The 13,913-nt window shown below is 64.8% G+C and carries 11 protein-coding genes; 3 read left to right on the top strand and 8 right to left on the bottom strand.

Annotated elements, in window-relative coordinates:
- Positions 1-6: 6 nt before the first annotated feature.
- A complete protein-coding gene (locus tag I6L48_RS16265; RefSeq protein ID WP_171865742.1) occupies positions 7-687 on the bottom strand; it encodes an ABC transporter ATP-binding protein in 681 nt (226 codons plus the stop codon).
- 152 nt (positions 688-839) lie between these two features.
- Here I6L48_RS16265 and I6L48_RS16260 point away from each other — a divergent pair, with 152 nt between their 5' ends.
- From I6L48_RS16260 to I6L48_RS16250, 3 genes are all read left to right on the top strand, one after another.
- Positions 840-1,313 (top strand): DUF4357 domain-containing protein, encoded by a 474-nt coding sequence (locus I6L48_RS16260; RefSeq protein WP_010674381.1) that lies wholly within the window; start codon positions 840-842, stop codon positions 1,311-1,313.
- A 134-nt stretch (positions 1,314-1,447) separates the two neighbouring features.
- On the top strand, positions 1,448-2,872 hold the full coding sequence (gene nhaD, locus I6L48_RS16255; protein WP_216987450.1) for a sodium:proton antiporter NhaD: 1,425 nt from the start codon (positions 1,448-1,450) through the stop codon (positions 2,870-2,872).
- Between the two features lie 33 nt (positions 2,873-2,905).
- Positions 2,906-3,472 carry a pyridoxamine 5'-phosphate oxidase family protein gene (locus I6L48_RS16250; RefSeq protein ID WP_128345226.1) on the top strand — a complete coding sequence of 189 codons (567 nt, stop codon included), beginning with the start codon at positions 2,906-2,908 and terminating at the stop codon, positions 3,470-3,472.
- A 59-nt stretch (positions 3,473-3,531) separates the two neighbouring features.
- Here I6L48_RS16250 and I6L48_RS16245 read toward each other — a convergent pair whose 3' ends face one another.
- The 7 genes from I6L48_RS16245 to I6L48_RS16215 all read right to left on the bottom strand — a co-directional run bounded on the left by I6L48_RS16245 (position 3,532) and on the right by I6L48_RS16215 (position 13,909).
- Positions 3,532-4,728 carry a Bcr/CflA family multidrug efflux MFS transporter gene (locus I6L48_RS16245; RefSeq protein ID WP_182976525.1) on the bottom strand — a complete coding sequence of 399 codons (1,197 nt, stop codon included), beginning with the start codon at positions 4,726-4,728 and terminating at the stop codon, positions 3,532-3,534.
- Positions 4,729-4,780: 52 nt separating this feature from the next.
- Positions 4,781-6,469, bottom strand: a complete 1,689-nt coding sequence (locus I6L48_RS16240) for a hypothetical protein (protein ID WP_216987449.1) — start codon at positions 6,467-6,469, stop codon at positions 4,781-4,783.
- A 69-nt stretch (positions 6,470-6,538) separates the two neighbouring features.
- On the bottom strand, positions 6,539-7,801 hold the full coding sequence (locus I6L48_RS16235) for a hypothetical protein (RefSeq protein ID WP_113070663.1): 1,263 nt from the start codon (positions 7,799-7,801) through the stop codon (positions 6,539-6,541).
- A 200-nt stretch (positions 7,802-8,001) separates the two neighbouring features.
- The gene (locus I6L48_RS16230; protein ID WP_042881876.1) at positions 8,002-8,562 is read right to left on the bottom strand and encodes a hypothetical protein; all 561 of its coding nucleotides are present in this window, start codon (positions 8,560-8,562) and stop codon (positions 8,002-8,004) included.
- 47 nt (positions 8,563-8,609) lie between these two features.
- Positions 8,610-10,034 (bottom strand): FAD-dependent oxidoreductase, encoded by a 1,425-nt coding sequence (locus tag I6L48_RS16225; RefSeq protein WP_042881878.1) that lies wholly within the window; start codon positions 10,032-10,034, stop codon positions 8,610-8,612.
- 75 nt (positions 10,035-10,109) lie between these two features.
- Positions 10,110-10,949, bottom strand: a complete 840-nt coding sequence (locus I6L48_RS16220) for an FTR1 family protein (RefSeq protein ID WP_042863684.1) — start codon at positions 10,947-10,949, stop codon at positions 10,110-10,112.
- Positions 10,949-13,909 (bottom strand): hypothetical protein, encoded by a 2,961-nt coding sequence (locus tag I6L48_RS16215; RefSeq protein WP_216987448.1) that lies wholly within the window; start codon positions 13,907-13,909, stop codon positions 10,949-10,951. The genes I6L48_RS16220 and I6L48_RS16215 overlap by 1 nt, the downstream gene beginning before the upstream one ends.
- Positions 13,910-13,913: the final 4 nt, after the last annotated feature.

Genomic DNA, 13,913 nt, shown 5'->3' with positions numbered 1-13,913 from the left:
CAGACGTCAGCCATGGCGGCGCCCCTTGAGCTCGACCAGCTGCCCCCCTTCAAGGCGCAGCACCCGATCCGCCAGGTCGCCATAGCCCGGGTTGTGGCTCACCAGCAAGAGACCGGCGCCGGTATCGCGCACCGCGCTCATCATCAGGGCCATCACCTGCTCGGCGTTGTGCTCGTCGAGACTCCCGGTGGGTTCGTCGGCGAGCAGCCAACGGGGCTGATGAATGAGGGCACGGGCCAGCGCCACCCGCTGGCGCTGGCCGCCGGAGAGCTGTTCCGGCCAGGCGTGGCGTTTGTGGCTCATGCCAAGGCGCGCGAGCAGGGCATCGAGGCGCCCATCGTCCTGGGGCAGGTTGTTTATCTGAAGGGGCAGGGCGAGGTTCTCGGCCACGGTCAGGGTCGGCAGCAGGTTGAAATCCTGATAGACGATGCCGAAATGGCGGCCACGCAGGCGGGCCCGCTCGTCTGCCGGCAGGGTGTCGAGACGGGTCTCTTCCAGCCAGATCTCCCCCTCGTCCGGGGCGATGAGACCGGCGATGAGGTTGAGCAGGGTGGACTTGCCACAGCCGCTTTGCCCCAGCAGCAGGCAGGTTTCCCCCGGGGTGAGGGCGAGATCCAGCCCCTCAAACAGGGGGAGCGTCTCGCCGCCGTTGGCGAAGCGTTTACTGAGGTTGCGCAGGCTAAGCATGGGATAACCGTTTGATGGTCAATGGCTTTCACAATGTCCGTCACTATGCCAGTTAGTGATCGCGCCTGCAAAAGGGATGGGGATCCTCGCTGGATCCCGCTCGCCTGAGGTGGTTAGAATAGGGCCTTCCATGGGTCACAGGATGAGCAAGGATGTTACACAAGCAAGTCAGTTTTATCGTCGACAGCAAGGGCGTCAAGCAGGCTGCCGTGGTCCCCATCGATATCTACAACGAGCTGATGACCCTGCAAAAGGCCCTCTCCGACAACAAGCCGGGGGAGCGCGAGCTCTATCACTTCAACGGCAAGGGGGCAGAGGCCCATGGTTATCCGGTGGGCAAGCGGCAAAACCCCGGTTTCATGGTCCAGGCGGGCTCCACCGCCAACGGCGAGGATGCGGCCTCCCTGCGCGAGGCGGTGATCGAGCTGCGCCAGGAGCTGCTGGGCAAGGGGGTGCTCGTTCCCCACCCCGAAGGGGGCTTCATCTTTACCGCCGATCAGCTCTTCAACAGCCCGAGCCTGGCCGCGAGCCTGGTGGCGGGCAACAACCGAAGCGGGCTGGATGCCTGGCAAAACAGCGCAGGCTACACCCTCAAGCAATCGGGTTTTGGCAAGAAGACCTCCTGATGACGGGGCCCGGCAACGGGCCTCGCTCATGTTTGCCTGAGAGCCCGCGGCGGGCCGCTCATCAGGATGACAAAGAGGCGGCTTCCCTTTGCGCTGCTAGCCTCAATGCCAGGCGCCTGCCAGGAGATGCCGCCATGTCTGGACTCCTTCGCCTCGTGCCCGGGGCGGCCCTGCTCAGTGCCCCCGCCGCTGCGGGCAACGGCCCCCTCGATCTGACCCACAGCGGGGTCGGGCTCTTCGCCCTCGCCATCTTCGCCCTGGCTTATGCCCTGGTGATGGCCGAGGAGTACCTGAAGCTGCGAAAATCCAAGCCGGTGCTGGTGGCCGCCAGCATCATCTGGATAGCCATCGGCCTGGTCTATACGGGGCAGGGGCAAAGCGAGCTGGTTCAGGCCGGTTTTCGCCACAACCTGCTGGAGTATGCCGAGCTGATGCTCTTCTTGCTGGTGGCCATGACCTATGTAAACGCCATGGAGGACAGGCTGCTGTTCGCCGTGCTGCGGGTACGCCTGGTGCAGGCGGGCTTCAGCCTGCGCACGCTCTTCTGGCTCACCGGTTTTCTCGCCTTTTTCATCTCCCCCGTGGTGGACAACCTCACCACGGCGCTGCTGATGTGTTCAGTGGTGCTCAACGTGGCCAATGGAGAGCGCCGTTTCATCAACCTGGCCTGCATCAACATTGTCGTGGCGGCCAATGCGGGCGGCGCCTTCAGCCCCTTTGGCGACATCACCACCCTGATGGTGTGGCAGGCGGGCAAGGTGCCGTTCCAGCAGTTCTTGCTGCTCTTCATCCCCGCCCTGCTCAACTTCCTGGTGCCAGCCACCCTGATGAGCCTGATGGTGCCCCGTCTGGTGCCCGCCATGCCGGGCGAGATGGTGGTGCCAAGGCGCGGCGCCATTGTCATCGTGCTGCTCTTTGTGCTCACCATAGTGACCGCCGTCGCCTGCCATCACTTCCTGGGGTTGCCCCCCGTGCTCGGCATGATGATGGGGCTGGGCTACCTGCAATTTTTCAGTTTCTATCTGCGAAAGACCCAGCCCGTTACCCTGGCCCGGGCACGGGCGCTGTATGAGCGCACCGGGGACGAGGCCAGGCTGCTGCGTCTGGGCTCGGTGGTGCCGTTCGATGTGTTCAACAAGATTGCCAAGGCGGAGTGGGACACCCTGCTCTTCTTCTACGGGGTGGTGATGTGCGTCGGTGGCCTCGGGTTTATGGGGTATCTGGCGCTTGCCTCCCATTTCCTCTATGACGGTGGCGATCCGACCCTGGCCAACGTCGCCATCGGCCTGCTCTCCGCCCTGATCGACAACATTCCGGTGATGTTCGCCGTGCTCTCCATGGAGCCGCAGATGAGCACGGGGCAGTGGCTGCTGGTGACATTGACCACCGGGGTGGGGGGCAGTCTGCTCTCGGTCGGCTCCGCCGCCGGAGTGGCTCTGATGGGGCAGGCCAGGGGCATGTATACCTTCGTCGGGCACCTCAAGTGGTTGCCTGCCATTTTGCTTGGTTATATGGTCGGCATAGGGGCGCACCTGTGGCTCAACAGCGCCCTGTTTTAGGCAACCCGGTTCCAGGCACCAGGGAGAGGCAGGATGGGACAACTGTTCGAGGCGCTTTTGCCGCGCCATGTCACCTTTATCGAGGGGCAGAAGATCTTCTTCGTCGGTACGGCGGCCGCGAAGGGATCGGTCAATCTCTCCCCCAAGGGCGGGGATTCGCTGCGCGTCCTCGATGCCCACACCCTGGCCTGGCTCAACCTGACCGGCAGCGGCAACGAGTCCGCAGCCCAGGTGCTGCAACAGCCGCGCATGACGGTGATGTTCTGCGCCTTCGAGGGGGCGCCGCTTATTCTGCGAGCCTATGGCCAGGCACGGGTGCTGCACCGCACTGATCCGCAGTGGCCGTCGTTGCTGGCGCTGTTCCCCCCAAGCGTCGCGGCTCGCCAGATCTTCCTGCTGGACATTGAACGGGTCCAGACGTCGTGCGGCATGTCGGTGCCCCTGTTTGACTATCAGGGGGACAGGGAGGATCTTGCCAACTGGTCGGCACGCCAGGGGCAGGAGGGGATTGAGGCCTACTGGCGCAAGAAGAACCAGCTAAGCCTGGACGGGCTGGAGAGCGAGATCCTGGCGCGCAGCGGGTTGCAGGCCGATGACTGAGGCCTGCGCCCCGATGCAAAAAGCCCTGTCCATGGACAGGGCTTTTTCATTGCAGGGCATCAGGGGACGTGCTTGCCGCTCAGCAGCCAGTAACTGAGGGCCGACCCCAGGCCGCAACCGGCGATGGCGATGGCCATGGGGAGCGGCGATTCGGGGGGATTGAGGTTGACCAGCACCCCCACCAGGGCCCCAAGACCAAAGCGCAGGGTGCCCGCCAGCGCCGAGGCGGTGCCTGCGGACTGGGGGAAGTGGCCCATCAGGCCGGTCATGGCGTTGGCCCCCACCAGGCTGATGTGGCCGACGAAGAGCACGACGGGGATGACGATGCCCCACAGGCCGCCAGTCTGGCTCCAGGCGTTGTAGATGAGCAGGGCCCCGGCGAGCGGCAGCACGGTCAGGCCGTATCGCAGCATGCGCTCGGCACCCACCCCTTTCACCAGCCGGCTGTTGGCGAAGGTGACCACCATCATCAGCAGGATATTGAGGCCAAAGAGCCAGCCGTAGTGCTCGGTCGGCACCTTGAAATACTCGATGTAGACATAGGGGGAGGCGCTCAGGAAGGCAAACATGCCGGAGCTCGACAGGGCGCCGCACAGCACATAGCCCATGGCACCACGGTGGGAGAGCACCCCCCAGTAGTTGCGAAGCACCTGCCCGAGTCGCAGGGGCTGCTTGTGCTCGGGTTTGAGGGTTTCCTCAATCTTCCACTGCATCACCAGGCAGATGAGCAGGCTGATGGCCACCAGCAGCCAGAAGATGACCCGCCAGTCGCTGTGAGCGCTGATATACCCCCCTACCACGGGGGCCACCAGGGGGGCGAGGGTCATCACCAGGATGACGAAGGACATGGCGCGGGAAAACGCATCCTTCTCGAACAGGTCGCGCAGCAGCGCATTGACCACCACGGAACCCGCGGCGCCCCCTGCGGCCTGCAACATGCGCCAGGCGAGGAGCTCAGGCAGGGAGTCCGCCATGGCGCAGCCCACGGAGGCCACGGCAAACATCGTCAGGCCCGCCAGGATCACCGGCTTTCTGCCGAAGCTGTCGGCGAGCGGCCCGTAAAAGAGCTGGCCGATGGCAAAGCCCCCCAGGAAGGCGCTGATGGTGAGCTGGGCGCCGTCGATGCTGGTAGCCAGATCCCGGGCGATGGCGGGAATGGCGGGCAGATACATGTCCACCGCGAGGGGAGTCAGGCCCGCCAGGGCACCGAGCAGGATGAAGAGGAAACGGGGTGAGAGGGAGCTGGCTTGGGGCATAGGGTATCCGAGTCGTGGGCTGGGCCGGGTTAAGAGGCAGGTGTTGAGTCTATCAGTTTTGGCGGGCGCGATCAGGTGCATCCTGCCCGATACCCTTTTGTCGGGTGTGGCGCCAGAGCAGCCAGAGCCAGGCAAGCCATCCGAGCAGGGAGAGGGCATTGCCGGTGCGCTCCGGCCAGCGTGCCGCCAGGGTCAGGGTGAGGCTGTGGTGGCCCGCCGGAACCCAGAGTTGCATCAACCCCTGGCGATTGGCGCTCACCGTCAGCGCCAGGTGCCCGTCGAGGCGGGCCTCCCAGCCGGGGTAATGGTATTGGTGCAGGACCAGCCGGGTCGGCACCCGGGCCTTGACCTCCAGCGCCAGGGCGCGGGGTTGCCAGCGGGTCAGGCTCCAGCTCGCGCCTGGCGGTTCGGCGCTGACAGGCGGCTGGAACTCCTCCTTCCAGGCGAGCAGGGTCGGGGCGAACATGCCCCCCGGCACCTGCCTTGGCCTGTATTCCCGGGCACTGCGCTTGCTGTCGAACTCGAATGCCATGGCCTCCCGTTCGGGGGCCTGGGTGAGGGGGGCGTGACGCACATAGGCCAGGGTGGAGAGGAGGGTCAGCAGGAATACTCCCCACCAGAGCCCCTGCCAGAGACGATGGGGCTGGGTGCCGAGCGCCACCACGGCGACCGTGGCAAGGGCGAGCACCAGGTTGAGCCGCCAGGGAAACTGCACCCGCTGCAAGGGGGGAAGCAGGCTCCAGAGAGGCTGGCTCGGGGGCAGCATCATCAGGAAGGCGACGACGCCGATCGCCCCCCAGCACAGCAGCTCGGGGTGGCGCGGCTCCCGGGCGGCGGCCCAGGCGATGAGCAGCAGGGCCAGAGTCAGCATGCTCTGCCACGCCAGGTGACCGCGAAAACGCCAGTCCTCCCAGGCGCTGGGCAGGCGGTCGAGAAAGTTGCGCCTGTAGTCGAACATGCCGCCGCGCATCAGCTCCATGGAGATGGCCCCCTGATCCGCCAGGGCGGGCAGCAGCAGGGCGGCTGCCATGCAAAGCCCCACACCCTGGGCGCCGAGGGCTTGCCAGCAGGGCGTCAGAGTGCGGGTGCGTCTGGCGAACCAGAAGGCGCGCAAGGTGACCAGCCCCATCATGAGCAAGAGGCTGGGGAGGTGGGAGAAGGCCAGCAGCGCCAGCCCCAGGATCAACAGGGGCAACCCCTGAGGTCGTCCGCGGTGGGCGAGATCCTGCCCCAGCAGGATAAGGGGAGCCCAGGCGAAGGCCCAGAACTCCGCCAGGGCGAAGCGGGCATAGAGATCCATGGCGACATGATAGGGCAGCGCCAGATAGAGCAGGCTGGCGGCCAGGGCCCGGCCAGGGGGCGTGGTGGCACGCAGCCACAGATAGGCAAACACCCCGGAGAGCAGCAGGGCCAGGGTGGCGCTGCCAAGCAAAGGGTAGATGGCCTGCTGGGGGTGGGCACCGGGCCCGGCAAAGAGGGCGCTGACGTAGTAGGGGAGCGGGGGATAGAAGAAGAAGGTGGGGCTGCCGAAGCCGCCGTTCATGGCCATCAGCCCGCGGGGATAGAGTTCCCCCTGCCAGTGCTGGCGGGCAAAGTAGTGGCCGGAGAGCAGGTGATGAAACAGATCGTGTCCCTGGCTGCCCCCCTGCCACCAGAGCGGCAGCATCAGCAGGGCGCAGGCCAGCAACAGGGCCAGCGCGACCCGGATCCCCTCCCCGGTTCCGCTCGTGTTTCTTTCCATTGCACTGGTTCCTGACAGACCCGGCTGTGAGTGTAGACGAGTCGTGCGATGCCCTCGCAAGCGCCCGGTTCAGCGGGGCAGGGCGAGCCAGAGGCCGGGTTCGGCGTGAAAGCGGGGGGAAAACCAGAGGGTGTCATAAGGGCCTGGTAGCGCCTCTGCCCCCAGGGGGCGGCGGCTGAGGCGGCAGGCCCCCTGGGTGAGCGCAAGGGCGGCATCCCCCCGGTACCAGCCGTCGGTGACGGGCAGGGTTGTGGTCTCCCTAAGCAGCCTCACTCCCCACTGGGTCACCAGCGCCGGGCACGTTTGTTCTGCCAGTCTGGCGGCCCGGGTCATGGCTGGTGCCACCGGTGGGGTGAGGGTGCAGAGCAGCAGCAACAGGGCTCCCAGCATGGCTGTCAGCTCGCCCCGGCGTGGCAGCCAGCCTGCCAGTAGCACGATACCGAGCAGGGTGATGGGGGCCAGATGGCGGGGATTGTCCGGATTCTGGCCAAACAGGGTCCAGAGCAGCAGAACGAGCCAGTAGAGCGTCCAGAGCACGGAGGGGGTCGCATTGTGATCCTTGGACCGTTGCCAGAGTGGCAGTATCAGCAAGGCCCCCATCAACAGGGGCCAGAGCGGGGTGAACTGATCGTTGAAGGTATTTGCCCAGCTCAGCAGCCGATCCCCGTGGGCCGCCGCCGTGTTGCCCCAGAGGGTAAAGTGGCCGTCGGTAAAGCGGCGCCCCTCGGCAAAATAGGCCCAGCCATCGGCCTGCCAGACAAACAGCAGGCAGGCTAGCCCCACCAGCGCGATGGGGAGCACAAATCTGACGCGGTTGCCCTGCTGCGCCATCACGAGCCACAGGGGCAGCAGGGCCAGCACGAAGTAGGAGGGGCGCAGCGCCAGCATGAGGCCCAACAGCAGACCCGCCAGCGCTATCTTGCGCTGTTGCAAGGCCAGCAGCGCGGCCAGCCAGGCGGCCAGCGCCGGCCCGTCGGACAGGCCGGAGAGCGCTAGGGTCGGGGTGAGCGGCAGGGCCAGCACCAGCAGCCAGACCGGCGCCAGCAGGCTGGGCCGCTGCCACAATCTGACTGCGAGGAAGGCGGCTAGCGGCGCCAGCAAGCTGCTCCCCAAGAGGCTGGCCCACTGCACCGCGCGGGCCGGATCGTCCACCGCAAGATTGATCAGTCGCGCCAGCCAGATAAAGGCGGGGTAGCCCGGAAAGTGGGGGGAGAACTCCAGCACGCTAAAGCGAGTCACCCCGTGGGCGAAGTTCAGGGCATCGTCGGAATCGAGCGCCACGGGGAAGGTCAGTAGCCAGCCAAGCCAGGCCAGTTGCAGCAGAATGAGCAGCCAAATGGTGGTGGAGCAGGGGGAAGGCCAACGCCGGGCCATTACCTTACCCCTCATCCCCAGCCCTTCTCCCGCAAGGGGAGAAGGGGGCAAACCGGCGTCCGGGTGCATTTATCGGTAGGCCGTGCGTAGGGTGGGTAGAGCGCAGCGAAACCCACCGTTTGTCACAGCGAGGCGGCGCAATGATTGGCAGGTTGCCATCAAAGCGGTGCCAGCACGGCCATCAGCGCTTTTTCGGCCTCGGTGAAAGCGGCGGCGTCGGCGGGCTTGGCTCCCACCCCGAACACTCCCGGGTTGCCGATGGCATCGAGCACCTTGGCCAGCGCCTGTTCGGCGGCCTTGCGATCCCCTTCATCGAGGGAGGGGAGGATCAAATCGAGGAAGCGCTTGCTCTTGACCACCAGCACCTTGGCGGTCTGGTAGTCGCCAAGGTTCTGGCTGGCCCCCTCGAGGCGGCGCTCGATCTCCGCCTTGTAGGCCCGGTTGAGCAGGGCGGCGGTGGTTGCAGCGTCTTTGGCCTTGATGGCGGCGGCCAGCGGTGCTTGCAGCTCCACCTTGTGGTGCTGTTCCAGATAGGTCAGCTCCTCGGCAATCTCGCTCAAGGTGGCACTGGCATCCTTGCCGTCAGTGGCGGCGCCCAGCAGTGCCTCGCGGGCATCGATCAGCGGCTCCTTGCCGGCGGCGGCGTAGGAGTAAGCCTGCGCCTGACCGCTCAGGGCCAGCAGCAGGGTGAGGGCAAGTAAACCCGGGCGGATGGTCATCCTGTTCTCCTTACATTTGCCAAGAGGTTATGCCCATGGCGCGGCACTCAGGCCACGCTCTGGGTCTCGATCACGGTATTTTCGTTGCGATGATTGAAGATGGCGTGACGTCTGTCCACCCCGTCGATCATCATGTCTGCGGCCATCATCCCCATCTCCATGGCGGTGTCGGTGAAGATGTAGCGGAATGTCCCCTGACGGCCGGTCATGATGAGGTTGCCTATCGGCATCAGCGCCTTGATGGCTTCGTTGCGGCGGGCCTGATAACCCAGATCCATCAGCGGATAGGCGTATTCACTGCGCGCTTCGAATGTCTCATCGCCGAGCTTCTGGGTATCGACGCCGAGGCTGTCGAGATCAGCGGTGACCCGACCGCGCAGATCAGAGAGCGGTGCCTGCCAGGTGGCATCCCCCGGGTTGCAGGGGATCTCCAGCATCACGGATGTTTGCCCCATTGGTGCCATAAAGGGGCTGCGCCGGCGCGGCTCCTGCAGACGGGTCGCCAGAATATGGGGGTCGGAGAGGTACTGCCAGGTGTTGTCCGACAGGTTCTCCTGTTTGAGGGGCATATTGACGAAGCGAAGCGACCGGTAGTGGAGATCGCACGGCAAGCCCAGATGCTGGCAGGTAAGCGGCAGCGGCAGGGTGGAGATCACCTGATCAAAGCGCTCGCTTTGCTCCACGTCATCTTGTTTCCAATACACCCGTTCGATGCGGCCATCGGCCTGCTCGAGGCGGGTGATGGTGGCGCCGGTCTTGAGTGTGACGCCCTCTGTCACCAGCCGCTCCCCCAGGATGGTGAAAATCTGGCCGAAGCCGTACTTGGGATAGCGGTATTTGCGGGCATAGGTGCGCACCGACATGCTGCCGTTGCGCCTTGGCAGCAGGCGGCGCGCCACGTCTTTGAGATCGATCAGGCTGATGCGCTGGCCAGCCCAGTCGGCGGAGAGCTGGTCCGGGTTGATGCCCCACAACTTGCCGGTGTAGCCCTCGAAGAACTGGCGGTAGAGGGTGCGACCGAAGTGGCTCTGGATCCACTCGGCAAAGCTCGCCTTGGCAAAATCGGTGGGCTTCTTGGCAAAGGGTAACAGCAGCAAGTCTTTCACCGCACCGGCCATCAGGGCCAGCGGCGCCGTCTTGAGGAGGTTCGGCAGGTTCAAGGGGTAGTCATAGGTACGCCCGCCAAAGCGGATCACGCTCTTTCGCTCGGCGTGGAGCAGGTCGTCCCCCATCAGTTCGTCGATAAAGGCGAGCAGCTCGGGGTTCTTGGTGATGAAGCGGTGGCCGCCGTAGTCGAAGCGATACTCCCCGTCGCGCCCCTTGAAGGTCTGGGTGGCACACATGCCGCCCACGACCGGCTCCTGCTCGAACAGGGTGACAGCAAAACCGGCCTGGCGCAGGCGCCAGGCGGCCATCAGACCGGCAGGGCCGGCGCCCAGCACCGCAATGTGCTTCTTGTTGTTGTCGTTCATGAGTGTTCCGAAACGGCGTGATAGCTGGGGGAGCGCGCCTGTGCGCGGCTCCCGAACAGAGTGTGATCCCCGGGCTCAGCCCCTGGTCGGAGCGGCGCTCCCCTGGGGGCGATAGCTGCGATGCCAGAGGGTGACAAAGATGATGAGGTAGCAGGCCCAGGTCAGCAATTGCAGGCCCGCCGGTGAGGCGTTGTAGCCAAACAGGGCGCGCAGGAAGGTGCCGAATACCCCCTGATCGTCGAGGATGTGGCTGATGTTGAAGACAGGCGTGGTCCAGAAGGTGATGACGTCCGCTGCCTGCAACATGTTGACGGCGGACGAGAGCAAGCCTGCGGCGATGATGATGATAAGCAGGCCGGTCCAGCGGAAGAAGGGGGCCAGCGCCACCTTGCGGGTGGAGCGCAGCAGCCCCCACACCAGCACCACAGAGACCAGCAGCCCCGCCAGCGCGCCCATCAGCCCCTGGTGCAGATCCACCCCTTGCCCGGAGTAAACCAGGGCCGAGAAGAAGAGCACGGTTTCAAAGCCTTCGCGCATCACCGCCAGGAAGGCGAGCAGCACCAGACCAAACAGGTTGCCACCGTCGATGGCGGCATCGATGCGCGCCGTCATGGCCCCCACCTGGGATTTGGCCTGTTTTTGCATCCAGATAGCCATATAAGTGAGCACCAGGGTGGCGAAGATCAGGATCCCCGCCATCAAGAGGTGGTTGTAACGTTCGCTCTCGAACTGGCTCACCACCACCTGGAACAGGAAGGCGACGACAAGGGAGGCGACGAGACCTAGGCCCACCCCCAGATAGATGAACTTGTTGTAGCGGCTTGCCCCCAGCTTGGCGAGGTAGGAGAGGCAGATGCCGACCAGCAGGAAGGCTTCCAGCCCCTCGCGCAGGGTAATGAGAAAACTTGCGAACATCAGGATTGAGGCTCCGTATCGGGCGTGAGGGGGAGGGGCTGCAGGGTCAGTTGCAGCCGATTGAGTTGCACTATGGGTGGCTCCGGCAAGCTCGGCTCGGCGGCGCGCACCGCATCATTGACCCACTTGGGGTAGGTGCGGAAATTGAGTCTGATATCGGCCTTGAAGGGCCCCTGGGCATCAGCCGGCAGCGGCCAGGCTTCATCGCGCCAGCCATCGGCCGGGATGCGGGTGTCTTCAAGGAGCTTGGCATAGCGCCAGAACTTGAGCCCCACCGGCTTGCCCTCGGCATCGCCGAACACTTTTCTAAATAGCCGCGCATCCTCAGGGACGGCGCCGTTCACCGGCTGGCCGCTTTCAAGCACCCGCTTGCCGCTGGCGTCGGTAACGGTCAGCTCCAGCCAGAGTTCACGGAAATCGGCGACCCCGGTGGGCAGGGCGTGGCCGGCGCCGGTGTTGGCGACTCTCACTACCAGTGCGGGTTGGCCACTCTGGTTTTCAATGCGGGCCGAGAGGGTGGCGCTGGAGCGCAAGAGCGCCAGGCTCTCCTGCTCGAGCGCGGGATTGCGCAGCCCCACCAGCTGGTGCTGGGCACCGGTAAAGTTGTGGCGATAGAGCCGCTCTTTCACGGTGCCGTTTTCGGTGGACTGGCCCGCCACCGGCGCGCCGCCATTGCCCGGCTCGGGGTTCATATGGCAGTCGATGCAGGTGCGCCGTTTGGCGGGATCTTCGGCTTTGGCGAAGCTGGATTTTTCCCACTCGTCCCAGGTGTTGACGATATTGGCGCCGGTGCCCGGGGCAAACTCGTTGTGGCACGACTTGCACAGGGACGCGTCCCGGTAGAAATCCTTCTGGTAAGAGGCCTTGTGCATGGCGGGGCGGGCGTTGATCTGCCGCTCGGCCAGCCAGTGCTGGAGGCTGCCCCCCGGGGCATCCTCGAACACATAGCTCTCGCGGTCTTTCAGATTCACGGTAAAGGCGCTGTTGCCGCCGGCATCCTCGAGCTTGGTGATGCGATGACAGAGCACACAGCCGGTCCCTTCTTCCACCACGGGCTCGCCTTTCTGGTGGGCCGCAATGAGCGAAGCACCGCCCTGCTCGAACATGTGAGAGCCCTTGGGCAGATCAGTCTGACCGTTCATCACCTGCTGGGGCATGTGACAGCCCTGGCACCACTGGCCGAAGGCCTCCCCTTCGGTTTCGCGGGCCAGCGCCTGCACCACCTTGTAGTAGGGGTGGGAGTTGCCCATCAGCCGGTGGTTGCTCTCGCTCCAGTCCTTGAACGCCTGTTGGTGGCAGTTCTGGCAGGAGGCGGAGTTGAGCCACTCTTTCGGGTGGGTGGTCGGCGCCTTGGCAGGATCCCTGCGCGGGGCATCGAGCCTGAGCCAGTTGGCCAGATAGGGGAGGTTGCCGTCACTGGTCACGAAAGCGTGCAGATCCTCCATCATCGCCTGCACCTCGGGCTGGAGCTTGGCGGGGTCAACTGCCTCGGCCCCATCGCGGGTGTCATGACCCATGCCGCCCTGGGTCTGCTGGGTCATGCGCAGGTATTCGCCAATAAAGTCCCCCGCCACCATGTTGGCGAGGTTAGCGTGGCCGTTGATGGCGTTGTCACCGCTCTGCTGGCGATGGGCCGCCATCAGATAGCGGTTGGTGAAGTTGAACCCGTCCAGATGGCAGGAGTTGCAGCTCATCCAGTTGTCCCCCGCCATGGGGAAGCGGCTATTGGCGGCAGTATTACCCAGGTTGAACAACCGCTCACCGCGCTTGAGGGCTTTGGGGCGGGGATCGGTCTCTACCAGCTTGGCGAAGTGGGGCACATCCACGGTGACCCGGGCAAACGGGCCGCTGCCGCCGCTATTGAGGCGGGTGAGATCCTGCCCCATGACGTTGTGGACCAGGATGTGGTCGCCATCGATCAGCAGATCGCGCGGATTCTGGCCCGGCAGGTGACGCAAGAGCTGGGTCGCCTTGGCGCCCCCCTGAAACTTCTTGCGGCGGTGGCGGTTGCTGTTCTGCTTGCCGCTGCGCGACAGGTCGAACACCAGCAAGTCTTCGGAACCCGCCAGGGTCAGGTAGACCCGCTTGCCATCGGCGGCGAAGCGCGCCGCGAACGGGTTGGAGACGATCTGGCTGCGGTTGCCGACGCTGGGCAGGTTGATCTGCAAGAAGAGCTGTTTTCTTTCATCGACCCGCTCCTTCTCTTCATCGAGATCGATGATGGAAACCGCCGGGAAGACGGTGCTCTGAAACTGGAAGGGGTGGTCGAAACTCCAGAGCACGTGGGGCAGCCAGGCTTCGCTGCCATCGGGGGAGAGGGCGATGCCGTCCAGCAGGCGCGGCAATCCCTGGGAGTCGCTCGGGGTGTCGCTGTGGGTTTCCGCCAGGGTGATGAGCTTGGGCTTGGGGAGGGTAGCGCCCTTCTCAAGTTTGGCGAGATCATAGATGGCGAGCTGGCCTGTCATGGCGTGGGTGAGCAGCAGGCGATCGTCGTTGGTCAATGCCAGCCCGCGGGGAGTCTCGGCGGTTTTTGCATCCAGCTGGAGGTTGCCCGTGCTGTCATAAGCCTGAAGGCGCCCTCCCTCGAACAGCGTGACCCAGAACCACTGCCGCTTGGCATCGAAAATGACCCCGTAGGGTCTATGGCCGGTGGGGATCGCCTTGTCCAGGGTGAGATCATCATCCAGCAGCAGCAGGCGATCGCCGCGATAATCGCTTACCAGCAGGGTGCCGTCGTCTGCGCGGGCCAGCTGGCGCAGATCGCCCCCTAACTGCACCTCGTTGAGGCGCTTGCCGCTATCGCGCTCAAGCAGGGTGACCGAGCCGGCACTCTGGTTGGCGGTGACGAGGCGCGGGGCGCTCCCCTCGTCATAGGCAATCATGGCGGCGCCCATCTCCCGGGCCGAGGCGGTCCCCAGCAACAGGGCGGCCAACATCAGGGATAACAACAACTTCAACATAAGA

This window comes from Aeromonas sp. FDAARGOS 1418 (assembly GCF_019048585.1).
GTDB classification, from domain to species: Bacteria; Pseudomonadota; Gammaproteobacteria; order Enterobacterales; family Aeromonadaceae; genus Aeromonas; species Aeromonas caviae.
Note: the sequence above shows the minus strand (reverse complement) of the source record. Positions and strands in the feature narration are given on the sequence as shown.